This window comes from Giesbergeria sp. (assembly GCF_028686475.1).
Lineage (GTDB): Bacteria > Pseudomonadota > Gammaproteobacteria > Burkholderiales > Burkholderiaceae_C > Simplicispira.
This window is the reverse complement of the sequence record NZ_JAQUCA010000005.1, coordinates 128,781-154,937: the sequence shown is the minus strand read 5'-3', so window position 1 is coordinate 154,937 and position 26,157 is coordinate 128,781. Positions and strand designations below refer to the sequence as shown.

Annotated in this window: 27 protein-coding genes and 1 tRNA gene; 17 read left to right on the top strand and 11 right to left on the bottom strand. The window is 59.3% G+C overall.

All coding sequences use genetic code 11. The features are described from left to right. Window positions 1-7 precede the first annotated feature (7 nt). The 8 genes from PHX60_RS05230 (at window position 8) to PHX60_RS05195 (ending at window position 9,289) form a co-directional block, all read left to right on the top strand. Window positions 8-514: a dihydrofolate reductase gene (locus tag PHX60_RS05230; RefSeq protein WP_300075532.1), complete on the top strand. Its 507-nt coding sequence runs from the start codon at window positions 8-10 to the stop codon at window positions 512-514. 16 nt (window positions 515-530) lie between these two features. Further along, window positions 531-1,796, top strand: coding sequence for a DNA repair exonuclease (locus tag PHX60_RS05225; RefSeq protein ID WP_300075530.1), 1,266 nt, complete (start codon window positions 531-533; stop codon window positions 1,794-1,796). Window positions 1,797-1,809: 13 nt separating this feature from the next. Beyond that, the gene (locus tag PHX60_RS05220; RefSeq protein ID WP_300075528.1) at window positions 1,810-5,091 is read left to right on the top strand and encodes an AAA family ATPase; all 3,282 of its coding nucleotides are present in this window, start codon (window positions 1,810-1,812) and stop codon (window positions 5,089-5,091) included. 103 nt (window positions 5,092-5,194) lie between these two features. Further along, window positions 5,195-6,076, top strand: coding sequence for a hypothetical protein (locus PHX60_RS05215; RefSeq protein ID WP_300075526.1), 882 nt, complete (start codon window positions 5,195-5,197; stop codon window positions 6,074-6,076). 9 nt (window positions 6,077-6,085) lie between these two features. Continuing rightward, window positions 6,086-6,331, top strand: a complete 246-nt coding sequence (locus tag PHX60_RS05210; RefSeq protein WP_300075524.1) for a hypothetical protein — start codon at window positions 6,086-6,088, stop codon at window positions 6,329-6,331. A gap of 62 nt (window positions 6,332-6,393) precedes the next feature. Next, window positions 6,394-7,086, top strand: coding sequence for an ankyrin repeat domain-containing protein (locus tag PHX60_RS05205; RefSeq protein ID WP_300075522.1), 693 nt, complete (start codon window positions 6,394-6,396; stop codon window positions 7,084-7,086). After that, the gene (gene tadA / locus PHX60_RS05200) at window positions 7,083-8,246 is read left to right on the top strand and encodes a tRNA adenosine(34) deaminase TadA (RefSeq protein ID WP_300075520.1); all 1,164 of its coding nucleotides are present in this window, start codon (window positions 7,083-7,085) and stop codon (window positions 8,244-8,246) included. Before PHX60_RS05205 ends, tadA begins: the two co-directional genes overlap by 4 nt. A gap of 56 nt (window positions 8,247-8,302) precedes the next feature. Further along, complete coding sequence (locus PHX60_RS05195) at window positions 8,303-9,289, top strand: LD-carboxypeptidase (RefSeq protein WP_300075518.1); 987 nt, start codon at window positions 8,303-8,305, stop codon at window positions 9,287-9,289. A gap of 26 nt (window positions 9,290-9,315) precedes the next feature. On the opposite strand, the gene PHX60_RS05190 is transcribed toward PHX60_RS05195, so the two are convergent. Continuing rightward, complete coding sequence (locus tag PHX60_RS05190) at window positions 9,316-11,301, bottom strand: DNA topoisomerase IV subunit B (protein ID WP_300075516.1); 1,986 nt, start codon at window positions 11,299-11,301, stop codon at window positions 9,316-9,318. Between the two features lie 64 nt (window positions 11,302-11,365). Between PHX60_RS05190 and PHX60_RS05185 the strand changes: the two genes are divergently transcribed. The 4 genes from PHX60_RS05185 (at window position 11,366) to bamC (ending at window position 14,866) form a co-directional block, all read left to right on the top strand. Beyond that, on the top strand, window positions 11,366-12,613 hold the full coding sequence (locus tag PHX60_RS05185) for an MFS transporter (RefSeq protein WP_300075514.1): 1,248 nt from the start codon (window positions 11,366-11,368) through the stop codon (window positions 12,611-12,613). Next, on the top strand, window positions 12,610-12,750 hold the full coding sequence (locus PHX60_RS05180; RefSeq protein ID WP_300075512.1) for a hypothetical protein: 141 nt from the start codon (window positions 12,610-12,612) through the stop codon (window positions 12,748-12,750). Before PHX60_RS05185 ends, PHX60_RS05180 begins: the two co-directional genes overlap by 4 nt. Before the next feature lie 83 nt (window positions 12,751-12,833). Then, window positions 12,834-13,730, top strand: a complete 897-nt coding sequence (gene dapA, locus PHX60_RS05175; RefSeq protein WP_300075510.1) for a 4-hydroxy-tetrahydrodipicolinate synthase — start codon at window positions 12,834-12,836, stop codon at window positions 13,728-13,730. 41 nt (window positions 13,731-13,771) lie between these two features. Beyond that, complete coding sequence (gene bamC / locus PHX60_RS05170) at window positions 13,772-14,866, top strand: outer membrane protein assembly factor BamC (protein WP_300075508.1); 1,095 nt, start codon at window positions 13,772-13,774, stop codon at window positions 14,864-14,866. A gap of 89 nt (window positions 14,867-14,955) precedes the next feature. Here the strand turns inward: bamC and PHX60_RS05165 are convergent, their stop codons facing one another. Continuing rightward, a complete protein-coding gene (locus tag PHX60_RS05165) occupies window positions 14,956-15,363 on the bottom strand; it encodes a hypothetical protein (protein WP_300075505.1) in 408 nt (135 codons plus the stop codon). 285 nt (window positions 15,364-15,648) lie between these two features. On the opposite strand from PHX60_RS05165, the gene PHX60_RS05160 reads away from it, so the two are divergent. Further along, window positions 15,649-16,746, top strand: coding sequence for a transposase (locus PHX60_RS05160; protein ID WP_300075503.1), 1,098 nt, complete (start codon window positions 15,649-15,651; stop codon window positions 16,744-16,746). A 47-nt stretch (window positions 16,747-16,793) separates the two neighbouring features. On the opposite strand, the gene PHX60_RS05155 is transcribed toward PHX60_RS05160, so the two are convergent. Together PHX60_RS05155 and PHX60_RS05150 are read right to left on the bottom strand one after the other, a co-directional pair. Further along, on the bottom strand, window positions 16,794-17,285 hold the full coding sequence (locus PHX60_RS05155) for a hypothetical protein (protein ID WP_300075501.1): 492 nt from the start codon (window positions 17,283-17,285) through the stop codon (window positions 16,794-16,796). A 3-nt stretch (window positions 17,286-17,288) separates the two neighbouring features. Beyond that, window positions 17,289-18,428 carry a cupin domain-containing protein gene (locus PHX60_RS05150; RefSeq protein WP_300075499.1) on the bottom strand — a complete coding sequence of 380 codons (1,140 nt, stop codon included), beginning with the start codon at window positions 18,426-18,428 and terminating at the stop codon, window positions 17,289-17,291. Window positions 18,429-18,481: 53 nt separating this feature from the next. Here PHX60_RS05150 and PHX60_RS05145 point away from each other — a divergent pair, with 53 nt between their 5' ends. Then, window positions 18,482-19,006, top strand: coding sequence for an FKBP-type peptidyl-prolyl cis-trans isomerase (locus PHX60_RS05145; RefSeq protein ID WP_300075497.1), 525 nt, complete (start codon window positions 18,482-18,484; stop codon window positions 19,004-19,006). A 6-nt stretch (window positions 19,007-19,012) separates the two neighbouring features. Here PHX60_RS05145 and PHX60_RS05140 read toward each other — a convergent pair whose 3' ends face one another. The 3 genes from PHX60_RS05140 to PHX60_RS05130 form a co-directional block, all read right to left on the bottom strand. Then, window positions 19,013-19,510 (bottom strand): hypothetical protein, encoded by a 498-nt coding sequence (locus PHX60_RS05140; protein ID WP_300075494.1) that lies wholly within the window; start codon window positions 19,508-19,510, stop codon window positions 19,013-19,015. 75 nt (window positions 19,511-19,585) lie between these two features. Next, window positions 19,586-20,035, bottom strand: coding sequence for a dUTP diphosphatase (gene dut, locus PHX60_RS05135; protein ID WP_300075492.1), 450 nt, complete (start codon window positions 20,033-20,035; stop codon window positions 19,586-19,588). 65 nt (window positions 20,036-20,100) lie between these two features. Then, a tRNA-Leu gene (locus PHX60_RS05130) sits at window positions 20,101-20,185 on the bottom strand. Between the two features lie 41 nt (window positions 20,186-20,226). Between PHX60_RS05130 and cysM the strand changes: the two genes are divergently transcribed. Continuing rightward, complete coding sequence (gene cysM, locus PHX60_RS05125; protein ID WP_300075490.1) at window positions 20,227-21,132, top strand: cysteine synthase CysM; 906 nt, start codon at window positions 20,227-20,229, stop codon at window positions 21,130-21,132. A 17-nt stretch (window positions 21,133-21,149) separates the two neighbouring features. Then, the gene (locus PHX60_RS05120) at window positions 21,150-21,377 is read left to right on the top strand and encodes a sulfurtransferase TusA family protein (RefSeq protein WP_300075488.1); all 228 of its coding nucleotides are present in this window, start codon (window positions 21,150-21,152) and stop codon (window positions 21,375-21,377) included. Here PHX60_RS05120 and folK read toward each other — a convergent pair. Genes folK through hda form a run of 4 tightly spaced genes read right to left on the bottom strand, consistent with a single transcriptional unit; the run spans window position 21,374 to window position 24,889 of the window. Further along, window positions 21,374-21,898, bottom strand: coding sequence for a 2-amino-4-hydroxy-6-hydroxymethyldihydropteridine diphosphokinase (folK, locus tag PHX60_RS05115; RefSeq protein WP_300075486.1), 525 nt, complete (start codon window positions 21,896-21,898; stop codon window positions 21,374-21,376). The two genes, PHX60_RS05120 and folK, sit on opposite strands and share 4 nt — an antisense overlap. Further along, on the bottom strand, window positions 21,867-23,438 hold the full coding sequence (pcnB, locus tag PHX60_RS05110; protein ID WP_300075484.1) for a polynucleotide adenylyltransferase PcnB: 1,572 nt from the start codon (window positions 23,436-23,438) through the stop codon (window positions 21,867-21,869). Before pcnB ends, folK begins: the two co-directional genes overlap by 32 nt. Beyond that, a complete protein-coding gene (locus tag PHX60_RS05105; protein WP_300075482.1) occupies window positions 23,435-24,139 on the bottom strand; it encodes an HAD family hydrolase in 705 nt (234 codons plus the stop codon). The genes pcnB and PHX60_RS05105 overlap by 4 nt, the downstream gene beginning before the upstream one ends. 54 nt (window positions 24,140-24,193) lie before the next feature. After that, window positions 24,194-24,889, bottom strand: a complete 696-nt coding sequence (hda, locus tag PHX60_RS05100; RefSeq protein WP_300075480.1) for a DnaA regulatory inactivator Hda — start codon at window positions 24,887-24,889, stop codon at window positions 24,194-24,196. Window positions 24,890-25,058: 169 nt separating this feature from the next. Between hda and purM the strand changes: the two genes are divergently transcribed. Then, window positions 25,059-26,105 (top strand): phosphoribosylformylglycinamidine cyclo-ligase, encoded by a 1,047-nt coding sequence (gene purM, locus PHX60_RS05095; protein ID WP_300075478.1) that lies wholly within the window; start codon window positions 25,059-25,061, stop codon window positions 26,103-26,105. Window positions 26,106-26,157 lie beyond the last annotated feature (52 nt).

Genomic DNA, 26,157 nt, shown 5'->3' with positions numbered 1-26,157 from the left:
AGCAGCTATGCGCCTGCACCTGATTTACGCCCGCGCCGAGAACGGCACGATTGGCCTGAACGGCCAAATGCCTTGGCATCTGCCCGAAGATTTGGCCCATTTTCGCCAGCAAACCCAAGGTTGCCCAGTGATTATGGGGCGCAAAACCTGGGATTCATTGCCGCCGCGTTTTCGGCCTTTGCCGGGGCGGCAGAACATCGTGATTACGCGCCAGCCAGATTGGTCGGATGCTGGGGCCGTGCGTGCCGCCAGTTTGCCCGAGGCGGTGGCTTGGTGCGCTGAGGCTGCCGTGGTTTGGGTGATAGGTGGCGCGCAAATTTACGCACAGGCGGCCCCCTATGCCCACGCGGCGGTGGTGACCGAAATCCACCAAAATTTTGTCGGCGATGCGCTGGCCCCAGTGTTAGGGCCGGGCTGGCACGAGGTAGCACGCCAGCGCCAGCGTGCCGCCAGTGGCTTGGAATACAGCTTGGTACATTTAGAACAGGCACAACCGCTACCATTACCGGCTTGAGCCTCCCACCCCATCCATGAAATTCATCCACGCCGCCGACATCCACTTAGACAGCCCCCTGCGCGGTTTGGCCGCTTACCCCGATGCCCCAGCGCAGCGCCTACGCAGCGCCACCCGCGCCGCGTTAGAGCAGTTGGTCAGTCGGGCCATCGACGCGGCAGTGGATTTCATGGTGATTGCGGGGGATTTGTACGATGGTGATTGGCGCGACTTTAATACCGGGTTGTTTTTGGTGCGCCAAATGGGGCGTTTGCGCCAAGCGGGCATTGCGGTCTATCTCCTGTATGGCAACCACGATGCCGAGCATGAAATCACCAAACGCCTAGAGCTGCCCGACAACGTGCGGGTGTTTCCTGGCAACAAGGCGCACACTTTTCGCATCGAGGCCCTGCGCGTGGCATTGCATGGACGCAGTTTCAAAACGGCGGTCACCACCGATAACTTAGCCGCCAGTTACCCGCCACCGGTGCCCGGTTGGTTCAATATCGGGGTGCTGCACACCGCCCTAGAAGGCCATGCCGCCCATGCCAGCTACGCGCCGTGTTCCATTGCCGAGTTGGATGCCAAAGGTTACCAGTATTGGGCGTTGGGCCATGTGCATACCCAATGGATACGCCACGGCCAGCCCACCATTGTCTTTGCGGGCAATTTGCAAGGCCGCCATATCCGCGAAACCGGCGCGCACGGCGCATTGCTGGTCACGCTGGAAGACGGCGATTTGCTCGCCATCGAGCCACTTTGGGTGGACGTATTGCGTTGGGCAGAGCTGGCAGTAGATGTCAGTAGCCACAGCGATTGGGCCGCTGCCATGCGTGCCGTCGGTCAAGCCCTGCACCAACTGCTGTTAGAGCAAACTGACCACCAGCGTCCGCTGGCGGTGCGTGTGCGCCTGTGTGGTACTAGCCCATTGCACCACGCCTTACTGGCCCAACAAGCCCATCTGCGCCAAGAAGTGCTGGCCCAAGCCATTGGCTTGGATGCCGAACGGCTGTGGATTGAAAAAGTGCAGATAGCCACCCAAGCCATCGCCCAAACTACGCCAGCATTAGGTGATGCACTGGCCGCCTTAGACACCTTGCACGGCTTGGCCCAAGAAGCCTTGCACGATGCCGAATTTTTGGCCGATGTGCGCCACAGCCTTAGCCCGCTGCTGAGCAAACTACCGCCCGAGGTGCTGGCCGCCAGCCCCGAGCTGCAAGCCGCGCGCGATGGCCCACCCGCTGCTTTGCTGGCCGAGGCCCTGCCGCTGTTGTTGGCACGGGTGCAACAAGCACAGGACTGAGGAAACATCCCCCATGCGTATCCGCCAGCTGCAATTGATTCGCTACGGCAAATTTACCCACCACGTGCTGGACTTGCCCGCACCGCTGCCCGGTACGCTACAAGATGCGCCACAAAATCCCCCCCCCGACATCCACTTGATTGTTGGCCCCAACGAGGCCGGCAAATCCACCACCCGGGCCGCTTTGGGCGATTGGCTGTTTGGCATCAAAACGCACACCAGCATGGCCTTTTTGCACCCCATGCCCGAGTTGCGTTTGGCCGGGGTTTTAGAAGTGCAAAGCCAGCAATTGGCATTTCAGCGCAGCAAAGGCAACAAAAACACCCTGCGCGATAGCAACGACCAGCCGCTGCCCGACACCGCCTTGCAGCCGTGGTTGGGCGATGTGCAGCGCCCGCTGTTCGAGCAAATGTTCTCTTTAGACCACGCCGCGCTACTGGCGGGCGGAGCGGGTATTTTGTCGGCGGCAGACGATGTCGGGCGCATGTTGTTTCAATCGGCCTCGGGATTAGAGCAATTGGGCAAGGTATTGCAAGGTTTAGAAGACGAAGCCGATGGCCTGTGGGCACCGCGCAAATCCGAAAAACGGCTGTATTACCAAGCGCACAGCGATATGGACGCGGCCCAACAAGCCCTCAAGCAAGCCACAACCCGCGCTCATGGCTGGAAAACCCTGCGCGATGCGCTGGCCGACATCGAGCAGCAACTGCTGGCCGTGCGTACCGAACGCGACCAAGCGCAGCGCCAGCGCCAACAACTAGAGCGCGTGCGCCGTGTCGCCCCTTATTTGCAGCGCCTCGATGCTGCCGTGCAGGCGGTGCAAGCACAGGCCAGCTTGCCCGCAGATACCGCTTGTCTGGCCTTGGCTATTGAAATCCAAGAGCTGGACGCGCGCCGGGTGCAATACCGCGCCCATCGCCCCGACATAGAAAAACGCGCCGCCGAGTTGCACAGCCATTGGCTCAAAGTGCAAGCCAGCGCGCACACTTTGGCTTGGCCCAGCAGCAACCCCGAGGCCGTGCGCCAGCGTTTGCCCACCCCGGCCATGCGCGCCCGTTTAGCCGCCTTGCTGCAAAGCCACGGCCTGCTGCAACAACAGTGCCAATTTGCCCAGCAGCAACTGACAGCGCAACAACAAGCCTTGGCCCACACCCAAGCCCAATTGCAAGCACTGACCGTCCACAGCGATACCACCGCCCTGCAAGTGGCGCTAGAGCAGGCCCAGCAAGGCAGCCAGCACGCCAACCAATGGCAAGCCCTGCAAGAGCAATTGGCCGAGAGCCAAAGCGCCTTGGCGTTGGCATGGCAAGCGCTGGGACCGTATGCCCTGCCCTTGCCGCAATTGCAAGCCCTGTTGGTGCCCGATGCCACCGAAGTGCAAGCCCTGCTGCTGGCCCAGCGCCACGACCAAGCCGCGCTAGAGGCCGCCCAAAATCAACAACAAACCCAACAAGCCGAACTAGAGCAGCAGCAAGCCGCACTAGCGCAATCGGTAGCGCAGTGGCAGCCCATTGGCCAGCAACAGGTGCAACAAGCCCGCCAAGCGCGCGATGCCTATTGGCAACAAATCTGCGCCACATCTCTCGCCTCCACCACTCCTACCCCTACTGCCCCCGCTGATGCGCCCCAGTGGCTGCACTACCAGCGCCTACTGCTCCAAGCCGATGCTTTGGCCGATGCCCGCCTAGAGCGCATCGAATACGAAGCCCAATACCAAGCCCAAGCCCAGCACCTAGAGCGCTTGGCGCTAGAGTTGGCGCAGCAAGTGCAGCGCCGCCAACAGCTAGAGCAACGTTTGCAAGCGCGGCAACAACAATGGCAACAACTGGTACAAGCCTGCCGATTGCCCGCTGGCCTGCCCTTGGCCGCTGCTGGCCCTTGGTTAGAGCAGCGCAACCAAGTGTTGGCCTTGCAACAAACCATCGAGCGCTGCCAGCGCCAAAGCCAGGCCACGCAGCAAGCCCAGCAACAGGCCCACAGCGCCTTGCTGGCGCTGTTATGGCCTAGCACGCCAGCAGCAGCACTAGCGCCAGCGCAGCCGCCAGCGGCGGCCCTCCCCAGTTTGGCCGAGTGCATTGCCCAAGCGCGCCAGCGCCTAGCTGCCGCCGAGCGCCTGCACGGCCAGCGCGCCAGCCTAGAGCAGCAAGCCAGCAGCGCTCGTCGTACCTTGCAGCAACTGCAAACCGAGAGCCAACAAGCCCAACAGCAATGGCACGACTGGCAACAGCAATGGCAACAGGCACTGCAAGCGGCCCATTACCCCAGCGACACCCCAGCGGACGTGGTGCGTAGCGCCCTCGACACGCTGGAGCAAATCCAACAAGGGCTAGACAAAATAGACAGCATCCGCACCGAGCGCATCGAAGCCATGCAGGCCGATTTAGATGCCTTGGCCGTGGCCGCGCACGCGCTGTGCCAGCGTTTGGCCCCCGAACTGCAAAGCCAAAGCCCCGAAGACCAAATACTGGCTCTGCACCAGCGTTTAAGCGCCGCCCAAGAAAACCAACGCCAGCAGCAACAGGTCCAACAAACCTTGGCGCAAGTGCAAGCCCAATTGCAGGCCCAAAGCGATGGCCTGCCCCTGGATGCCCTGCGTGCCGAAGTGCAGACGCTGGCCAGCACCGACATCCCGTCGGCCCTGCAAGCACTCGATGCCCAAGACCAACAATGGCAAAGCCGCACCGAAGCCCTTAGCGCCAGCGCCCAAGACAAGCGCAGCCAACTGACCGCCTTTGACGGTGGCGACCGCGCCGCCCAAGCCGAAGGCCAACGCCAAGAGGCTATTACCCGCATGGCCGATGCCGCCCAGCGCTACGTGCAACTGCACACCATGATGCGCTGCCTGCGCTGGAGCATCGCCCGCTTCCGCGAAACCCAACAAGGCCCCATGTTGGCGTTGGCCAGCCAAATTTTTGCCCAACTCACGCTGGGCGCGTTTGAGCGCTTGGTCGTCGATAGCGAAGGCGACAAGCCGCGTCTGTACGGCTGCCGCCCGCTAGGGGGCGGGCCATTGGTGGGGGTAGAGGGCCTAAGCGAAGGCAGCCGCGACCAACTCTATCTGGCTCTGCGTTTGGCCGCCCTGCACATGCACTTGCAGCCGGGCCGGGCCATGCCCTTTGTGGCCGATGACCTGTTCATCAACTTTGACGACCAACGCACCAGCGCTGGCTTGCAAGCCTTGGGCGCACTGGCGCGTAAAACCCAAGTCATCTTCTTAACCCACCACGCGCATTTGGTGCCACTGGCGCGCCAAGCCTTAGGCCCGAACCTCAATGTGCTGCACCTGCCCCCCTGAAAACCCTAGGCCTTGACCTGCATCATGGCCACGCCAAGAGGCTGAACGCACAATCAGTACCTCTTTTTTGTGTGCATCCCCATCACCCCGGAGCTTTGCATTTATGTTGTCTTTATCTTTGTTTTCCCAACTTTCTTCTGGTTCCGGTGTGTCTGCTTTGCCACAAATGCCACGCCGCGACCTCTTGCGCGCAGTGGGGGTTTGGGGCCTGTGTGCGAGCACTGGGGCGGTGTGGGCGCAACTGCCCGGCCCTAACGCCAGCGCTTGGCTGCACCGCGCCAGCCGGGTGGGTGCCTTGGCGCAGCGTTTGGCCAAAATTCACTTGCAACTGCACCTCAAAGTGCAGCCCGACGATGCCAAACTGGCTTTAGAGCCTTCGCAGCGACTGGTGCAGTCCACGCTAGAAGAAATGGCCAAAGTGGCTTGGCCCGCCGATATTGCTGGCCATGTGGCGCAGTTGCGTAAACACTTCGAGGTCGTCGATCAGCTGGTGCAGGCCCCGCCCACGCGCGAAAGCTCTATCACCATCAGCAGCCAAGCCGACCAGATGCTGGCCGCCGCCGAGGTACTGTTTCATGGCCTAGAGCGGCTGGGCAAAGCCGGGATGCACCCGCTGATTCAGGCTTGCGCGGGTTTGCGAATGCGCTCGCAGCGGCTGGCTAAAAATTATTTTTTACAAGCCGCTGGACAAGATATGGCTGCCCTGCGCGAGCAGCGCCAAGCCGATTTGGACGAGTGCAAACGCATCTTCAGCACCTTAAATACAGCCCCGGTGAGCAACAGCAGCTTACGCACCGAACTCATGGCCGCCGATATGCAATGGGTCTTTTTTACTGCCTCCTTTGGCCGCGACCCAGACCCGCGTGGTTTGCGTGCGATGGCTGGGGCCAGCGAGCGTTTGCTAGAAATTGCCGATAACCTGACTTTGCAATACGAGGTAGCCCTGAAAGACCAGCGCAGCCCCAGCACTCTCCCCGCGCCCTAAATTCTCTGTATGCGAACCCTTTTTACTCTCGTGGCTTTGGTGCTGGCGCTGGCGGTGGTCGGGCTGTTGGCGCGTCAACAGCTGGCCCGTGTTACGTCGCCTGTCAACGGGACTATGCCTAGCGCACCGGGTGTAGCTCCGCCTATGCCGGGTGCCGTCTCGGCCCAGCCACCCGCCCAGCAGGTACAGCAAGTACAACAAGCCGTAGAAGTGCTGGTACAACAGCCACGCAGCTTGCCCGACGAGGCCAAATAGCGCTTTCCCTTGAGGGTGCATACGCTGCTTGCAGCAGCCACTGACCGAAGATCGGAGGAGAGATGAATGCCACACCATGCAATGCAGTGAACCCCACCCTTGCTCTGCAATCGGCCATCGCAAGCAAAAAGAACATAAGCACGGTACAGGAGTTACTAGAGCAAGGAGCAGACCCAAACTGTAAAGATTCCTCGGGGTACTCTGTGTTCAACAGAGCTGTGACCAACAAGAGTCTGAAGATTGTTCAACTCATGCTAGAGCATGGTGCCAATCTTCATGTGCACCACAGAAGCTACCCGCATCTGTACGAAGCGTGCCGGTTTGAGGCCCCCAAGATAGTCGATCTACTGCTCAAGCATGGGGCCGACCCGAATGTGCGTGCGCGTAGCACGATGCCTTTGCAGTATCCGATAGAAATAGCCATGTATGTGCGGCACCCAAAAATCGTGCAGTCTTTGTTGGCGCACGGTGCCAAGGTGCGTGATATGCCAGGCATGGGTAATTTGCTAAAAATCAGTGTCGATGGGCTGGGGCACGAGTTTTCCCGCCGCGGCGGTCAACTCGATAAAGTATGCGCTATTCTCAAAATGTTAATAGCGCACGAGCCCACATACCAAGCCATCTTGGCACAGCAGCGCGACCAGCTAGTCAGGTTGATGGTGGATGGTTTTCCGAAAATGCAACGCGACGCTTTTAAGAGCGAAGCAGCCAAGAATCAGAAGGACTTTGAGGCCTTGTTAGACTTCATCGGATGACCCTGCACGATGATGCCCATTGGATGCGCTTGGCCTTGGCACAAGCCCAAGCTGCTGCCCAAGCGGGCGAGGTGCCGGTGGGTGCCGTGGTGGTGCGCGCGGGTCAGTGCATTGCCAGCGCGCACAACGCGCCCATCCACCGCCATGACCCTACGGCCCACGCCGAAATCATCGCCTTGCGCGCCGCAGCGCAGCAATTGGGCAATTACCGGCTAGAAGACTGCACCCTGTACGTAACGCTAGAGCCTTGTGCCATGTGCAGCGGGGCCATGTTGCACGCACGCCTGCCAAGGGTGGTGTTTGGTGCTGCCGATGCCAAAACCGGCGTGGCGGGTTCGGTGCTGAACCTGTTTGCCCAAGCACAACTGAACCACCATACCCAAGTGCAAGGCGGCGTGCTGGCCGACGAATGCACGCAACTGTTGCAAGATTTTTTCCGCCAGCGTCGCCAGCAACAACGCATGGCCGCCTTGGCAGCACATCCCTTGCGTGAGGATGCCCTGCGTACCCCCGATGGGCGTTTTGCCCAGCTGACCGATTGGCCGTGGCCCGCCCAGTATTGCAGCCATTTGCCCAGTTTGGCCGGTTTGCGTCTGCATTATGTGGATGCTGGCCCGCCCGAGGCCAGCACCCTCTGGCTGTGTTTGCATGGGCCACAGCGTTGGGGCTATAGCTACCGCCATCTGCTACCGGCACTCGTCGCTTTAGGGCAGCGTGTGGTGGTGCCCGACCTGATAGGCTTTGGCCGCAGTGACAAGCCGAAAAAAGAGCGCTGGCATACTCCGGCGCAGCACGCGCAGGTGCTGTCAGAATTGCTGCAAGCCCTGTCTTCAGCGCAGGGCGGCCGATGGGTGTTAGTCACCGAAGGTTTTGCGCCCGTGCTGGCCGAATTATCCGGTAGGCTGTCCAGCTTGCACCCTGTGGGGCAATTGCTGCTCGATGAACTTTGTTCCGCAGAAGAGAGTCCCAACCCTTGGCAAGCCCCCTTCCCCGACCGGGGTTTCCAAGCCGGGCCACGGGCTTGGGCGCAGTGGCCTGTGGCAGCCACCTTGCCTGAGCAGCACCGTGGCTTGCGCCTGTTGCACGGCCAGCAGCAACACCGCCAAGCCGAATCCGCCCGCAAATTGGCCGCGCAGGCTGTGGAATACTTTGCCGCTTGATTTTTCTTCTTTTCCTGCGTTTTTACGGAGCAGACCTTTACCGGGTCTGAAAGTTTTTGTCTTCTCACGCTCCTTCTTGCCATTGCGGCCACGACCACGGCGCTGGCCCCAAGCATATTTACATCTATTCGCCCTCTAGCGCGGTGCGCGATAAAGCGGGGTTTCGCCGGGCCATCAAGCGCTTGCAAGCCATGGGCCATCAAGTAGAAATAGATGCCGATGCCTTATCGCGCCAGACCCGTTTTGCCGGAGACGATGCTACGCGCTTGGCTGCGATTGCCCGTGCTGCGGCCAGTGGGGCCGATATAGCGCTGATTTCACGCGGCGGTTATGGTCTCACGCGCATTTTGCCGGGCTTGCCCTATGCGGCCATTGCCCAAGCGATAGAGCGCGGCACCCAGTTTGTCGGGGTGAGCGATTTCACGGCGTTTCAGTTGGCGGTGCTGGCACAAACCGGGGCGACCACTTGGGCGGGGCCAGCGCTGTGCCCAGACTTTGCTGGCACCGAGCCGCCCGACGACATCATGCAAGCCTGTTTTGAAGATTTGTTGTTCGGCCACGGCGAAGGCTCGGGCTGGCGCTTGCCCGCGTGCAAAAAATCGTCCACCGCACCAGCGCCGCTGCCCGATGAACTGCATATCGAGTCGGCCAAACTCTGGGGCGGCAACCTGACGGTGCTGTGCGCCTTGCTGGGCACGCCGTATTTCCCACAGGTTCCCGGTGGCATCTTGTTTTTAGAGGATGTGAACGAACACCCTTACCGTATCGAGCGCATGTTGACGCAACTGCACCACGCCGGGGTATTGGCGCAGCAGCAGGCCATCGTATTGGGCCAATTTACCGGCTACACCTTGGCCGCCCACGACAAGGGCTTCAAGCTGGCCAGCGTGGTGGAGTGGCTACGCAGCCAACTCACTATCCCGGTACTGACGGGCCTGCCCTATGGGCATGTCGAAACCAAGGTGTTGTTGCCTGTGGGGGCCACGGTGGAGTTATCGGTGCAGGGGCGGGATGCACTGCTGTATTGGGGCCACCTCGACTGAGATACCGCCACTGCGGCGATGGTGTGTTAAATATCCACTTCCACGCTATCGCCGTGCAATTCCATCAACTCGCGGCGTGATGCTGCCTCGCCCTTGCCCATTAACTTGGTCAACAAAGCAGCAGTGGCGGTAAAGTCCAGCCCGCCCAACTGCACCGGCATTAAACGGCGGGTATCCGGGTTGAGCGTGGTCTCCCAGAGCTGGTCGGCGTTCATCTCGCCCAAGCCCTTAAAGCGGCTGATGGTGCATTTGTCGCGCGGCACGCCCTCTTTGGCGCATTTGTCCAAAATCGCGCTCAATTCGCCTTCGTCCAGTGCATAGACTTTGCTGGCCGGTTTTTTACCGCGTGCGGGCACATCGACGCGGAACAACGGTGGCCGCGCCACAAACACATGGCCGGTGTCAATCAACTTGGGGAAATGCCGGAAAAACAGCGTCAGCAGCAGCACTTGGATGTGTGAACCATCCACATCGGCATCGGACAAAATACAAATTTTGCCGTAGCGCAGGCCCGACAAATCGGGGGCATCGTCTGGGCCGTGGGGGTCAACCCCAATCGCCACGGCAATGTCGTGGATTTCGTTGTTGGCAAACAGCCGGTCGCGCTCTACTTCCCAGGTATTGAGTACCTTGCCGCGCAGTGGCAGCACGGCTTGGTTTTCTTTGTCGCGGCCCATTTTGGCGCTGCCACCAGCCGAGTCGCCCTCCACCAAAAAGAGTTCGTTGTAGACAATGTCGCGGCTTTCGCAATCGGTGAGTTTGCCCGGCAGCACCGCCACGCCCGAGCCTTTGCGCTTTTCTACCTTTTGCCCGGCGCGTTGGCGTGTTTGTGCGGCTTTAATCGCCAATTCGGCCAGTTTTTTGCCGTATTCGACATGCTCATGCAGCCACAGTTCTAGCGCTGGGCGCACAAAGCCCGACACCAGCCGCACTGCATCGCGCGAGTTCAGGCGTTCTTTGATTTGGCCTTGGAATTGTGGGTCTAGCACTTTGGCACTCAGCACATAGCTGGCGCGGGCAAACACATCTTCGGGCATCAGCTTGACCCCTTTGGGCAGCAGGCTGTGTAGCTCAATAAAGCTTTTTACGGCTTGGAACAGGCCATCGCGCAAACCGGACTCGTGCGTGCCCCCGGCACTGGTGGGAATCAGGTTCACATAGCTTTCGCGCACGGGTGCGCCTTCGTCGGTAAAAGCCACTGCCCAGGCTGCGCCTTCGCCCTCGGCAAAACTATCGTGGCTGCTATCGGCAAAACCTTGGCCCTCCCAGAGCGGAATGACCGTATCAGCCACCAGCGTTTGCAGCAGGTAATCACGCAAGCCGCCTTTGTATTGCCAAGTTTGGCTGTCGCGGGTTTTTTCGTTGGCCAGCGTCACGGTCACGCCGGGCATCAGCACCGCTTTGCTTCGCAACAAATGCACCAATTCGGCCATCGGCAATTGGTTCGATTCGAAGTATTTGGCATCGGGCCAAACGCGCACTGTGGTGCCTTGTTTGCGCTCACCGGCTTGCAAGGGGCGTAGCTGCAAGGCTTCAACCACATCGCCGCCAGAAAAAACCAAACGGGCGCTTTGGCCTTCGCGGTGGCTGGTAACTTCTAGGCGGGTGGACAGCGCATTGGTGACGCTCACGCCTACGCCATGCAGGCCGCCGGAGAAGCTGTAAGCCCCACCTTGGCCCTTGTCAAACTTGCCGCCCGCGTGCAGGCGGGTGAATACCAGTTCCACCACGGGGGCATTTTCTTCCGGGTGCAGGCCAAACGGAATACCCCGGCCATCGTCTTCGACACTGATGGAGCCATCGAGGTGCAAACTCACTTTGATTTTTTTGCCATACCCAGCTAAGGCTTCGTCGGCGGCGTTGTCCAACACCTCTTGCACAATGTGCAGCGGGTTGTCGGTGCGCGTGTACATGCCGGGGCGCTGCTTGACAGGCTCTAGCCCCTTGAGTACGCGGATAGAACTTTCAGAGTAGGCAGGCAGAGCGGTAGAGGGAGTAGGTTTAGCGGACATGGGGGCGGATTCTAGGCGTTGCAGCCTTCAGCAAAATAACGCGCTTGGCGCTACAGTTGCCCCCATGTCTTCTGCTTCTTCTGCTTCTTTGTCGTCTTCTGCTGCGCCACGCCCGCTGTCGATGTTTCAGATACTGGCCTGTGGTGCGGCCATTGTTACCCTGTCGATGGGCATTCGCCACGGCTTTGGTCTGTGGCTGCAACCCATTACCCAAGAAATGGGCTGGACGCGCCAATCCTTTGCCTTCGCCTTGGCGGTGCAAAACTTGTCTTGGGGTTTGATTGGCGTATTCATGGGCATGGCCGCAGACCGCTTTGGAGCCTTCAAGGTGCTGGCCGGTTGTGCGCTGTTGTATACGCTGGGGCTGGCAGGCATGGCTTGGTCGCCCAACCCGACTTGGTTTGCCCTGACTGCGGGGGTGTTGATTGGTGCCGCCCAAGCGGGCACCACCTATGCCGTGATTTATGGTGTGGTGGGGCGACAAATTGCCCCTGATAAGCGCTCGTGGGCGATGGGGGTAGCGGCAGCGGCAGGCTCTTTTGGCCAGTTTTTGATGGTGCCGGTGGAGGGATTTTTAATCAGCAGCTTGGGCTGGCAGCAATCTTTGCTGGCTTTGGGGGTGATGGTGTTGTTCATTGTGCCGTTGGCACTGGGCCTGCGCGAGCCGGGTTTTCAGGGGCATGCGCCAGCACAGCGGCAGCAAAGCATTGCCCAAGCCTTGGGCGAGGCCTTGCGCTACCCCAGCTTTTTGCTGCTGACGGGGGCTTATTTCGTCTGTGGCTTTCAGGTGGTGTTTATTGGCGTACACATGCCCAGCTACCTGCGCGATCATGGGTTTTCGCCCGAGGTAGGCAGCCATGCGCTGGCGCTGATTGGCTTGTTTAACGTGATTGGCTCGTATCTCACGGGTAGCTTGGGCCAGCGTATGCCCAAGCGCCATATTTTGGCGACGATTTATTTCACGCGCTCGGTGGCGATTGTGCTGTTTTTATGGGCACCTTTGTCGGCGTGGTCGGTGTATGTATTCTCGGCGGTGATGGGTACGCTGTGGCTTTCTACCGTGCCGCCCACCAATGCCACAGTAGCGCAAATTTTTGGCGTGCAGCATTTGTCGATGTTGGGCGGCTTTGTCTTTTTTAGCCACCAACTGGGCAGTTTTATGGGCGTGTGGCTGGGCGGCTATTGGTACGATAGCACCGGCAGCTACAACATGGTTTGGAACATTGCGGTGGTGTTGGGCATCGTGGCCGCCTTGGTCAGTTTGCCGATTAAGGAGCAGGCCATTCAACGTCCGGCACTGCAAACACCATGACCTCTTCGAGCCGTAAAAATTGGCTGCGCTGGCTGGCGTGGCCTGCTATCTTGCTGATTTTGCTGGCAGTATTTGCCCTCTATACCCAGCCTGATTTCATGGTCATGGTGGCCGATCAGGTCTGGGCTTGTTTTTGATGAGGTACTTATGGGGTAGATGCGGCTGTCGCACCACCCGGCCTCTAGTTAGAATGCCCTTTTACCCGTTTACCTCTGCGGACATGACCACCTCTAGCGTCTCCCTCACCGGCAGCATTGTCGCCCTCGTCACCCCTATGCACGAAGACGGCAGCGTCGATTACCCCACCCTGCGTAAACTCATTGATTGGCACATTGCCGAAGGTACCGACTGCATCGGCGTGGTCGGCACCACAGGCGAATCGCCCACCGTGAATGTGCAAGAGCATTGCGAAATTATCCGCGTGGCGGTAGAGCAAGCGGCCAAGCGCGTGCCCATCATGGCCGGTTGCGGGGCCAACTCCACCGCAGAGGCGATTGAGCTGGCCAAGTTTGCCAAAAGCGTGGGTGCCGATAGCCAATTGCAAGTCGTGCCCTATTACAACAAGCCCACGCAAGAAGGCCAATACCAGCACTTCAAGGCGATTGCCGAAGCTACGGGTGATTTGCCCATCATCTTGTACAACGTGCCGGGGCGTTCGGTGGCCGATATGCAGCACGACACCGTGTTGCGCTTGGCCCAAGTGCCCGGCATCATTGGTATCAAAGAGGCCACCGGCAACATTGAGCGCGCCCAGTGGCTGATTCGCGATGTGCCCGCAGGTTTTGGTATCTATTCGGGCGATGACCCTACCGCTGTCGCGCTGATGCTGTGCGGTGGGCATGGCAACATCAGCGTCACGGCCAACGTGGCCCCGCGCCTGATGAATGAGCTGTGCGTGGCCGCACTGGCAGGCAACATCAGCCGCGCCATGCAAATCCAATTGCAACTCATGCCGGTACACAAGCACTTGTTTATCGAGGCCAACCCCATCCCAGTCAAGTGGGCCATGCAGCGTATGGGCCTGTGCGGTGGCACCCTGCGCCTACCCATGACCCCCCTAAGCGCCAGCAACGAAGCCGTGGTCGAAGCCGCCTTGCGTAGCGCCAGCTTGCTGTAATCCCTCAGCCTGCCTGCCTGTTGTTTGTTTTCGAGGATTTTGTGAAACCAACCCCTATTGCACGATTGGGCCTGCTGGGCCTGACGATTGCGCTGTCGGCCTGCTCGGCCCTAGAGAGCGACAAAATCAACTACAAAAGTGCCACCAAGGCGGCCTCGCTAGAGGTACCGCCCGATTTGCAGCAACTCGCGCGCGATAGCCGCTATGCCACGCCCGGCGGTGTGGTGTCGGCCAATGCCTTGCAAACCCAACAAACGGCACAACCCGTAGGCCCGACCACCGCCATCAACAGCTTGGGCGATGTGCGTATGGAGCGCGACGGCAGCCAGCGCTGGTTGGTGGTCAAGCGCCCAGCAGAGCAACTGTGGGAGCCAGTACGCGATTTTTGGCAAGAAAACGGCTTTGTGCTGGTGCAAGACGATGCCAAAGTGGGCATCATGGAAACCGATTGGGCCGAAAACCGCGCCAAACTGCCGCAAGACTTTATCCGCTCGGCCTTGGGCAAAATCCTCGATTCGGTGTATTCCACCGGCGAGCGCGACAAATTCCGCATTCGGCTAGAACGCAACGCCAGCGGCGGCACCGAAATTTATGTCACCCACCGGGGCATGGCAGAGGTGTATAGCAACAGCAGCAAAGATGCTACCCACTGGCAACCCCGCCCTGCCGACCCCGAGTTAGAAACCGAGTTTTTGCGCCGCATCATGGTCAAACTGGGGGCCAGCAAAGAGCAGGCCCAAGCCATTACGGCCAATGCAGCACCCCAGCAGCAGCCCAGTGCGCGCATACAAACCATCAACAACAGCCCCGTGCTGCAACTCAACGATGGCTTTGACCGCGCTTGGCGCCGTGTTGGGCTGGCGCTAGACCGCACCGGCTTTACCGTCGAAGACCGCGACCGCAGCCAAGGTTTGTATTTTGTGCGCTATGTGCCCAGCAACACCGGCAAACCCGAGCCGGGCTTTTTTGGCAAACTATTTAAAGGCGACCCTGTCATCGCGCCAGAAAAATACCGCATTTTGGTCAGCAGCCAAGGCGAAAGCTCTAGCGTTTCGGTGCTCAACGCCAGCGGTATCGCCGAGACATCGGCCAGCGCTGCCAGCATGGTGCGCGTATTGGCTGATGAGCTGAAATAAGCCAAAAGCGCCAGCTACAAAAAAGCCCCGTTGCGTTAGCACGGGGCTTTAACTATTTTGTGGTGCCACAGGCACCACAAAAGCATCAATTACTTGGCAGCAGCAGGTGCGGCAGCAGCGGCGGCGGCATCAGCAGCAGCCTTAGCGGCATCGCCCACTGCGGCAGCAGCAGCACCAGCGGCCTTAGCAGCATCGCCAGCAGCATTGGCGGCACCAGCAGCAGCATCGCCAGCAGCCTTAGCGGCATCGCCAGCAGCGGCAGCAGCACCAGCAGCTGCGTCAGCAGGAGCAGCGCCGGGGGCGGCCGCAGGAGCAGCTGCGCCATCAGCGGCAGGGGCAGCAGCAGGAGCAGCTTCAGGGGCTGGTGCTGGAGCAGGAGCAGGAGCGGGTGCTTCTACGGGAGCAGGTGCGGGTGCAGGGGGAGGGGTTTCTTTTTTACCGCAAGCGGCCAGAGCGGCAGCTGCAATCAGCGAAGCGATGACGAGGGTCTTGTTCATTACAGGTTTCCTAGTTGGACAGTCAAAAACGGTTTTGCCACCACGTCAAGCCAAGTTTGGCCAAGATACGCTTTGGCAAAAGAGCGCAAGTTTTTTTGCGCTTACTTTATTACAATCCGCGATTATATTGGGATTTCGTCAATAGTGGCTAACGCTAAGCTGTGGCTCCACATCTGCAACGTTGCAATAATCTGACCGGCCTGTTCGCGGCAAGCCTCGGGGTTGCGCCCGAGGTTCGAGCGAACGGGCCGGTACGGCCTGTGGTTTTTTTGTGCTGCATCGCCTATGACAATGTCCATTGTGAGTACCAGAACCCTTCAACTCCGCATCAAAGATAAGCACGCCAAAGTGCTGCGTCAGATGGCACGCGAGGTCAATCAGGTCTGGAACCACATCAACGAAATATCGGCCAAAGCGGCGCGGCCTTTTCATGGCAAGTCCAAGTATCTGTCGGGCTACGACCTGCAAAAATACACCGCTGGTTATAGCAAGTGTGATGGCGTAAGCGTAGGCAGTGGCACGGTGCAATTGGTGTGCGTCGAGTACGCCACGCGGCGTAAGCAATTCAAGAAAACACGGCTCAATTGGCGCGTCTCCAATCCCAATTCGTCTAAGTATTCGCTGGGTTGGGTGCCATTCAAAGGCGGGCACGCCAACTACAAAGCTGGACAAATCCACTTTGCAGGCCAGAAGTTCAGCCTGTGGGACAGCTACGGTCTGTCCAACTATGAGTTGCGCGCTGGTTCGTTCACGGAAGACAGCCGGGGCCGCTGGTATTTCAACGTCACAGTAGAGCTTCCAGAATTCATTGGCCCCCGACTGCCTGCACCAGCCGTGGGCATAGACCTCGGACTCAAAGACTGCGCCACGGCATCCAACGAACAACAATTGCACGGACGTTGGTATCGTGAGTATGAATTAGAACTGGCCAAAGCACAGCGGGCCAACAAGAAAAAGCGCGTCAAGGCGATTCACGCCAAGATAAAGAATCAGCGCAAAGACGATATGCACCAGTTCAGCACAACGCTGGTGCGAAAAAATGCCGCCATCTTCGTGGGCGACGTGGCCAGTGCCAAACTGGTCAAAACCAAGATGGCCAAGTCCACGCTGGATGCGGGCTGGTCATCACTGAAGACGATGTTGGAATACAAGAGCCATCAGGCCGGTATCGTCTTTATGGAAGTGAACGAAGCGTATTCAACCCAGACTTGCTCGTGCTGCGGGGTCATACCTGCCAGCAGTCCGAAAGGTAGGGCAGGACTTGGAATAAGAGCATGGACGTGCAGCGATTGCGGGGCGGCACACGACCGCGACGTGAATGCAGCACGGAACATTCTCGCGGCGGGCCATCGTCGTCTAGCAGTAGGAATCTCCGGGGTTTAGCCCGGAGAGGATGTCAAAGACTAAAAGCGCCGCTGCCGCTGTTTTGCTTACAAACCCAAGGTGCTGGCCGGAAATCCGGGCGTACTTTTGTTGTATAGCCACTCGTTCAGGCTTTCGCGTAGCAGCACGCGCCGCTCTGGCTCGGCGCCCGTGATGCCATTGCAGCGTTCGGGGTCTAGGCGGTGCAACACCCAAGCGGGCGACCAAATCACGCTGGGCAAATCCAGCCGGTCTGCTGCCGGGCTGCGGCGACAAGTCAGAATGTGGTCCCAAGTGCGCCGCCACTGCACAAAGCGGGCATGGCGGCGCACCACTTCATCGTAGTTGCTGGCCAACACTGTCATGCGCCGCCCACTGCCAGCCCATGCTTGCAAAGAGGCTTGCACAGCCCGCTCGCCCAAGGGCCAATCATGAAAGTCCGCATCACTGAGGATGATTTCACGCCAGCCTTGGGCCGCAGCGGTGGCCAAGGCATCGCGCACCAGTTGCTGAAAGGCTTCGCGCCCGACAAAGCGCCCTTCGGGCAAAGGGGCCAACATGGTTTAACGCTCCGGGGTGATAGTTTGGGGATGCAGCCAACCGGCATCGCACCAAGAGGAGAGCAATTCCAGCGCATCGTCGCTGGCGCTGGCCAAAGCTTGGCCATCTAAACGGCGGGTGTTGGCCAATTGGCGCATTAATTGGGCATCCTCGCCGCCAGCGCGGTAGCTTTCGCCGTTGATAAAGATGTGTTCTGCGTCGTACATCATGCGCGTGCGTCGGTCTAACACCACCTGCTCTAGCATCACGCCTTGGGGGCCGGGTTCAAACCAAACATTCGCTTTGGGTTCGGTCAGGTATTCGCCCAAGGCGCGCTCCAGGGTTTGCGGCTGTTGCAAGGCCCACGCCAGCGCTTGGCGGGCAAAATCGTGCAGTTGGGTTGGAATTTCGGCGGCCTCGGTCACGGCGGCTTGTTTCGGGTCTTGGTACAACAGCCGTTCGGTCTCGCTTTCGTCTTCGTCGGCCAAGCGCACCAGCAGTTCTTGCGCCAAATCGACGCGCTCGGGCACCCGAAAGCCCACCGAATAGGTCATGCAGTCGCCCCCTTCGGCGATGCCATCGTGCGCCCAACGCGGTGGCAGATAGAGCATGTCGCCCGGCTCCAAGATGTATTCTTCTTCTGGCTCAAACTGGGCCAAGATTTTCATGGGTACATCGTCGCGCAGGGTCAGGCTTTTTTGCCGTCCAATGCGCCAGCGGCGACGGCCTTGGGCTTGCAGCAAAAATACATCGTAGCTGTCAAAGTGTGGGCCGACACCCCCACCCGCGCTGGCGTAGCTGATCATCACATCGTCTAAGCGCGCATCGGGCACAAAACGAAATTGCTGCAGCAAGGCATGGATGCCATCGTGGTGCAAGTCCACCCCTTGTACCAGCAGCGTCCAATCTGGGCGTTGCAAGGGGGGTAAAGCGCGCCGTGGCACGGGGCCGTGGCGCAGCGTCCACACCCCGGCTTGTTGCTGTACCAAACGCGATTCAACCCCTTCTTGGGCCGCCAGCGCGAACAATTCGGGGCGTGATAACAGTGCCTTAAAACCCGGAATGGCTTGGCGCACCAGCAGAGGTTTTTTCTGCCAGTGTTGGCGCATAAACTGTGCTGGGGTCAGACCCGCTAATAAGGCAAGGGCTTGCTTGGTATCCATAAAAATTCTCCAGCCCGGTCAGGGCTTGTTGCTCAAACTGCGACAATTCTGCTATGGAAATCACAGAACAATGCGTAGTCGCACTTACTTGGACGCTCACCGACACTTTGGGTGAGGAGTTGGACGTGCTGGACGAGCCAGTAGAGTTTTTGGTCGGTGGCGATGATTTATTGGCCCGTATCGAAGAAGCCTTGCAGGGCCACAGCGTCGGGGCCAGTTTGTCTTTGCACCTAGAACCCGAAGAGGCTTTTGGCGACTTTAATGACCAACTGCTGTTTTTAGAACCGCGCCAACTTTTTCCGGCTGAAATCGAAGAAGGCATGGTGTTTGACGGCAGCGCTTTGCCCTCTGGCTGCAACCCGGACATGCCACAAAATGTAGTCTATACCGTGGCCGAACTCTACCCCGACCATGTGGTGCTGGATGGCAACCACCCGTTGGCGGGCATTGCTATCCGCTTGCAGCTCAAAGTGTGTGGCGTGCGCGAGGCCACCGAAGCAGAAATTGGCAGCGGCACCACCGGCACAGGGTTTTTTCGGGTGCAGCCTTTGGTTCCGGGTAACCCGTTGTTGCACTGAAAAAATTCAATAGCGGGAAATTTCACCCTGATAGACCTGCACCCGGTCTCCGGGGCGCAAATCGCCGGGCGAGCTGACATCAAACGCCCGTGTGGTATTGCGGTCGGTGCGGATGGTGATGCGGTACACCAGCGAATGGCCTGCGCCTTGGTTGCCGCCGCTTTCTACGGCATCGCCCAAGACGGCACCACCGATAAAGCCCAAACCTGCGGCAGCTGCACTGCCACCACCACGGCCCACTTGGCTACCAATCAAGCTACCAAGCACGGCACCGGCCAAAGCGCCTAAGCCCGAACTTTGGCGCTCGGTGGCGTAGTTGAGGCGCTCAATGCGCGTGATGCGCCCAAACTCGGTACCGGGGTTGGGGGCCACGGCAGGCCCATAGCTGTTGGCCGGATCGGCATAGACCGGTTGTCCGGGCGGCGGATAGACCGCACAGGCGGTCAGGGCGGCACAAGTAATGACCAAAACGGCGCTGCTGGCGCGCTGTAACAGGCGGGACATAAACAACTCCTCAACAAAAACAGCATGCAGCCATGCCACTGGATGGATGAACTAGGCGTTTAGGCGTTTAGGCGCTTAGGCGGTGCCAGTGGAGCCATATCCCCCTACGCCACGCACACTGCTGGCCGCAAACTCTGACACCACCTGAAACTGTGCTTGCACCACCGGCACCACGACCAATTGTGCTAAACGCTCCATCGGTGCTATGGTAAACGCCTGCGTGCTGCGGTTCCAAGCACTGACCATCAATTGGCCTTGGTAGTCGCTGTCAATCAGGCCGACCAAATTGCCCAACACGATGCCATGTTTGTGCCCTAACCCTGAGCGCGGCAAAATCAGCCCAGCATAGCCCGCATCACACAAATGGATGGCCAAGCCGGTGGGGATGAGTTCGCAACTGCCGGGCTGCAAAGTCAGGGGGGCCTCTAGGCAGGCGCGCAAATCTAAGCCTGCACTGCCGGGGGTAGCGTAGGCGGGCAATTGCTGCGCTAGGCGCGCATCCAAAATTTTGACATCAATCTTCATGGTGGGAACGGGCCTTTGAGGCAACAAAAAAGCCCCATTGCGTAAACAATGGAGCTTTTGTTGTTTGGTGCCCGGGGCCGGAATCGAACCGGCACTCCTTTCGGAACAGGATTTTGAGTCCAGCGCGTCTACCAATTTCACCACCCGGGCGGGTAATTTGTGTAAGCCCGAATTATGGCACATTTATGGCCATGAAAACATATCCAACCATTGAAAATGTTGTCGGCCACACGCCATTGGTGGTCTTGCAACGCATTGAAGCGGCCACCAACGCCCAGCGTGGCAATGTCGTGCTGGGCAAACTAGAGGGCAACAACCCCGCCGGTTCGGTCAAAGACCGGCCCGCGCTGTCGATGATTCGCCGCGCTGAAGAGCGTGGCACGATTCAACCGGGCGATACTTTAATCGAAGCCACTTCGGGCAACACGGGTATTGCCTTGGCGATGGCTGCGGCAGTCAAGGGCTATCGCATGGTACTTATCATGCCCGAAGACCTGTCGATTGAACGCGCCCAAACCATGAAAGCCTTTGGGGCGGAGTTGGTGCTAACCCCTAAAAGCGGTGGCATGGAGTATGCGCGCGACTTGGCCACCAGCATGGCCCAGCAGGGCAAAGGCGTGGTGTTAGACCAATTTGCCAACGCCGACAACCCGCGCATCCATTACGAAACCACCGGCCCCGAGTTGTGGGAGCAAACGGCAGGGCGCATCACGCATTTTGTCTCGGCGATGGGCACGACCGGCACCATCACGGGGGTGTCGCGCTTTTTGAAGGAAAAAAATCCGGCCATTCGCATCATTGGCGCACAGCCACAAGAAGGCTCGCGCATTCCGGGGATTCGCAAATGGCCAGCGGCGTACATGCCCGCTATTTACGATGCCAAAGCCGTCGATGAGCTGCTGTTGGTCAGCCAAAACGATGCCGAAGAGATGTGCCGCCGTCTGGCGCGCGAGGAGGGCATTTTTGCGGGTATTTCTGCCGCAGGGGCCTGCTGGGTGGCCCAGCAAATTGCCGCGCGTGAGCGCGATGCCACGATTGTGTTTGTGGTGTGCGACCGGGGTGACCGCTATCTTTCTACCGGGGTCTTTCCGGCCTAATACAGGGGTGATAACAAATGATAATCAGTAAAGAAGTAGATGCGCGTGGCCTCAATTGCCCGCTGCCAATTTTGAAGGCCAAAAAGGCGTTGGCCGATATGCAAAGCGGCCAGTTGCTCAAGGTGCTGGCCACGGATGTCGGCTCACAGCGTGATTTTCAGGCGTTTGCCAAGCAAACCGGCAACGAGTTGGTGGAGCAAAAAACGGAAAACAAAGAGTTCATCCATATTTTGCGCCGCCGTTAAACCGCCCAAGCCGTCCAGCGCTGTGGCAGGCGTTCTATGCGCTGTGTCTGCACGGCTTGTAGCTGACTGGCGCTGATGCGCTCGGGCAACAGCTCGGCCAAGGGGTGCAGCACAAAAGCGCGTTCGTGCCAACGCGGGTGCGGCACGGTCAGGCTGGGGGTGGCAATTTGTTGTTCACCAAACCAGACGATGTCCAAATCCAGCGTGCGCGGCGCGTTGCGGTAGGGGCGCTGGCGGCCAGCAGCCAACTCTAGCCCTTGCAAGCACTCTAGCAGGGCTTGGGGGGCCAAAGTAGTGCTTAACTCGGCCACCGCGTTGATGTAATCTGGCCCCGTGGCATCCACCGGCGCACTGCGGTAAAGCGAGGAGGCCCGTTGCACTTGCACGTGTGCTTGCTGGTGCAGTTGCTCTAAGGCCCACGCCAAGGTGGCTGTGCTATCGCCTAGATTGGCCCCTAAGCCAATCCAAGCCAAGCTGGTGGCGAGCGGCTTACTCTGCATGGTTTGCGGGCGGGCGGGCATCAGGGCCGGTGCCGGGTTTACGCCGACGGCGGCGGCGCTTTTTGGGGGCGCTGCTGTCTTCTTCTGGGGGGCTGCTGGCTTGGTCTTCGGGCAGGGTGGGCGCGGCTCCAGCAGCTGCGGGCTTGGCTACGCGGCGCACCAGGGCTTGTTGGGCGCGCTGGAGGGCTCTTTGCTCTTCGCGCGCTTGCTCTAACAGGTCTTGACGGCGGTATTGGTCGGCGCTGCTGTATTCTTGCCACCACTCGGCCAAGGCTTCGTTGACTTCGCCCACTTCGGCGCGCAACCAGAGAAAATCAAAACCTGCACGGAAGCGCAATTGCGCCACCATGCTGTCGGGTATGCGCCCAGCACGTTTTTCAAAACGCGGCTGCATGACCCAAATTTCGCGCATGTCGGCGGCCAGTTTGCCTCGGCCCGAGATGTCGCCAATACGCAGGTTGAGCGTGTCGTCAATTGCATCGTTGAGGGCAGACAGGAGCAATTCGCCGGCTTGCTGGCGGCGGCTCCAGTTGTCACGCACGTCTTCCCACAAGACACAGGCCAGCAAAAAGCTGGGGGCTACCGGCTTGCCTTCGCGGACGCGGCGGTCAGTGTCGCTCAGGGCAGCGTGGACAAAATCGCTGTCAGCGCGTTCTACCACCACATCCAGCAGCGGGTAAATGCCTTTTGATAGCCCCAACTTGTGCAGTTGCTCTATCGTGGCCAAGGCGTGGCCAGTTTGCAGCAGTTTGAGTACCTCGTCAAACAGGCGGCTTTGCGGTATATCGGCCAGCAAGGCTTGTGATTGCACCAGTGGGGCGGCGGTTTTGAGTTCGAGCGCAAAGCCCAAACCACTGAGTTTTGCAGCAAAGCGCACCGCCCGGATGATGCGTACCGGGTCTTCGCGGTAGCGCGGTGCGGGGTCGCCAATCATGCGGAGTAGCTTTTTCTTCGCGTCTTCAATGCCTTGGTGGTAATCGACCAAAATTTGCGTTTCAGGGTCGTAGTACATGGCGTTGAGCGTGAAGTCGCGCCGTGCGGCATCTTCTTCTTGGCTGCCCCAGACGTTATCGCGCAACACGCGGCCACTGGCATCGACGGCGTGCTGCATTCCGGCCAAGGCGCGGCGGCTGGTTTTTTCGTTGCCACTGACTTGCTCGGCGGCAGTGTTGTCTAGCATGGCGCGGAAGGTAGAGACCTCTATCACATCGCTTTCTTTGCCGTGGCCATAGACGACATGCACGATGCGAAAGCGCTTGCCGATGATGAAGGCACGGCGGAATAAATCGCGCACTTGCTCGGGCGTGGCATTGGTGGCGATGTCAAAATCCTTGGGCTGCAAGCCCAGTAGCAAATCGCGTACCGCACCACCGACGATATAGGCTTCAAAGCCCGCATCTTTGAGTACGCGCACCACATCGGCGGCGCGCTCGTCCACCAAAGTGGGGTCAATGCCATGCACTTCGGGGGGGACTTCTACCCGTTTGCCAAACCGGGATTTGGCGTGGCGGCTACTGGAGCTGGCCTTAGAGAGGAGCTGGTCGATAAATTTTTTAATCATGCGTCGTCACCACCAAACAAATCAAGGGTGCGCCAGCCGCGTTGTTGCGCCAAGGCGCGCAGACGGGCATCGGGGTTGGTAGCGACGGGTTCGTTCACCTGCTCTAACAGGGGGATGTCGTTGCTGGAGTCGCTGTAAAAGGTGCTATGCACATCGTCCCAGCCCCATTGTTGCGCTGCCAACCATTGGGCCATGCGGCGCACTTTACCTTCGCGCATATTGGGTTCGCCCAAGATGTTGCCGGTCAACCAGCCATCGGGGCCGCGTTCTAGTTCGGTGGCCAAAATCTCATCCACCCCCAGGGCTTGGGCAATGGGGCGTGTCACAAACTCGTTGGTGGCCGTGATGATGATGACCCGGTCCCCCGCCTGCTGGTGCTGGCGCAGCAGCGCTAAGGCTTGGGGGCGGATAGCGGGGGCAATCACTTCCTGCATAAAGCGTGCATGGGCGGCTGCAGCAGCTTGTGGGCCTTGGCGGCGCACGGCCTCGGTGGCAAAACGCACATAGTCATGGATGTCGAGGGTACCTGCTTGGTAGTCGGCATAAAACGCGGCGTTGCGGCGGCTGAAGGCTTGCGGGTCTGTCCAGCCGATACGGGTGGTGAACTCGCCCCATTCATAATCAGAATCGAGGGGCAGCAGGGTATGGTCTAGGTCAAACAGGGCCAGCCGGGGGCGGGATGGCGAAGAATCAAAAGTCATCAGATTTGTAATAAAGAGAAAGAGTAGAAACAAAAACGCCAAGCTGCCAGCCGCTTATTCGGTATCCAGCATGTCTTTGAGCAGCGGAATGGTGATGGCGCGTTGGGTGCGGAGTGCATGGTGGTCTAGTTTGTCGAGCAGCTCCATCAAGCTGCCCAAATCGCGCGAGAAGCGCCGCAGCATGTAGTCCACCACATCACTGCCCAGCGTCACCCCACGGGCGGCAGCTTCTTGGCGCAGCACCATGCGCCGTTCGGCCTCGTCCAGCAGTTGCAGCTGAAACACATCACCCCAGCCCAAGCGGGTTCGCAAATCGGCGCGCAAGGGCAAATCGGACGGTGGCAAAGTGCCAGCGGCCAATACCCAACGTGGTACGCCATTGGCCGGGCTCATGGCGTTGATAAACCAGTTAAAGGCGACGGCTTGTTGGGCGTTGCTGTACAGGTGGACATCATCCAAAATGATGGCGCTCCAGCGCTCGTCAAAGGCGGGCGCGTACTTGCTGCGGCTATCGCGCCAGCCCACGCTCACCCCTTGCTCGCGCAGGGCCTCGCGCACGGCCTTGAGCAAATGCGATTTACCGCTGCCATGCTCGCCCCACAGGTAGGTGGGCACGGGCGAATGGGCATCGCTGGTGCTGCTGTGTACCGCTTGCAACAGATGCTCTAACGCGGCCGCATTGGGGCCAGGAAAAAAACGCTCTAGCGTCGGCATGGGGGCCAGACCGATGTCTAGGGCGAGTTGCTTCATGGCAAACGCTCCTGCTGCGAAAGACTAGCACATGAAAAATTGAAAAATCGTGGCATGGAGCAGCGGGCAAAGTAACGGGAGGGGCAATTTTGGACAGCGCCATACGCGCAACCCGTAGAATTGGCGCAAATTTTAGTCTGTCAGCACGCTAGTCCGTGTCACGCCCGCCATGAGTTCTTCTGCCTCCCATACTACCCCCCTTTCTTACAAAGATGCTGGTGTCGATATCGACGCTGGCGATGCGCTGGTCGAGCGTATCAAACCCTTGGCCAAAAAAACCATGCGCGAAGGCGTGCTGGCCGGTATTGGCGGCTTTGGTGCGCTGTTTGAAGTGCCCAAGCGCTACCAAGAGCCAGTGCTGGTGTCGGGCACCGATGGCGTGGGCACCAAGCTCAAATTGGCGTTCGAGTGGAACATGCACGACACCGTCGGCATTGACTTGGTGGCCATGAGCGTCAACGATGTGTTGGTGCAAGGGGCCGAGCCTTTGTTCTTCTTGGATTATTTTGCCTGCGGCAAGTTGGATGTGGACACCGCTGCGGCGGTGGTCAGTGGCATTGCCAAGGGTTGTGAACTCTCGGGCTGCGCCCTGATTGGTGGCGAAACCGCCGAAATGCCCGGCATGTACCCGCCCGGCGAATACGATTTGGCCGGTTTTGCCGTGGGTGCGGTGGAGAAATCCAAAATCCTTACCGGCCAAAATGTGCAAGCGGGCGATGTGGTGCTGGGGTTGGCCTCTAGCGGGGTGCATTCCAACGGCTTTAGCTTGGTACGCAAGTGCATTGAGCGTGCCGGGGCCAATGCCCCCGCCACCTTGGATGGCAAGCCCTTCAAGCAAGCCATTATGGAGCCGACCCGTTTGTACGTGAAAAACGTGTTGGCAGCGCTGGCCCAGCACCCCATCAAAGCGCTGGCCCACATCACTGGCGGTGGTTTGCTAGAGAACATTCCGCGCGTGTTGCCCGAAGGTAGCGCCGCCCACCTGCAAAAAGGCAGCTGGCCACAAACCGAGCTGTTTGCTTGGTTGCAAGCCACGGCTGGCATTGACGATATCGAGATGAACCGTACCTTCAACAACGGTATTGGCATGGTGGTGGTGGTGGCCGCTGAACATGCCGAAGCCACTGCTGCCACTTTGCGTGCTGCGGGCGAGCAGGTCTATACCATTGGCGCGATTGCACCGCGTGGCGACGGCGCTGCCGTTGTCGTGCGTTAACGCGGGGCTTGCTTCTGTATGGAGGAGTGGCCGCCGCCCACAGCTGCGCGCA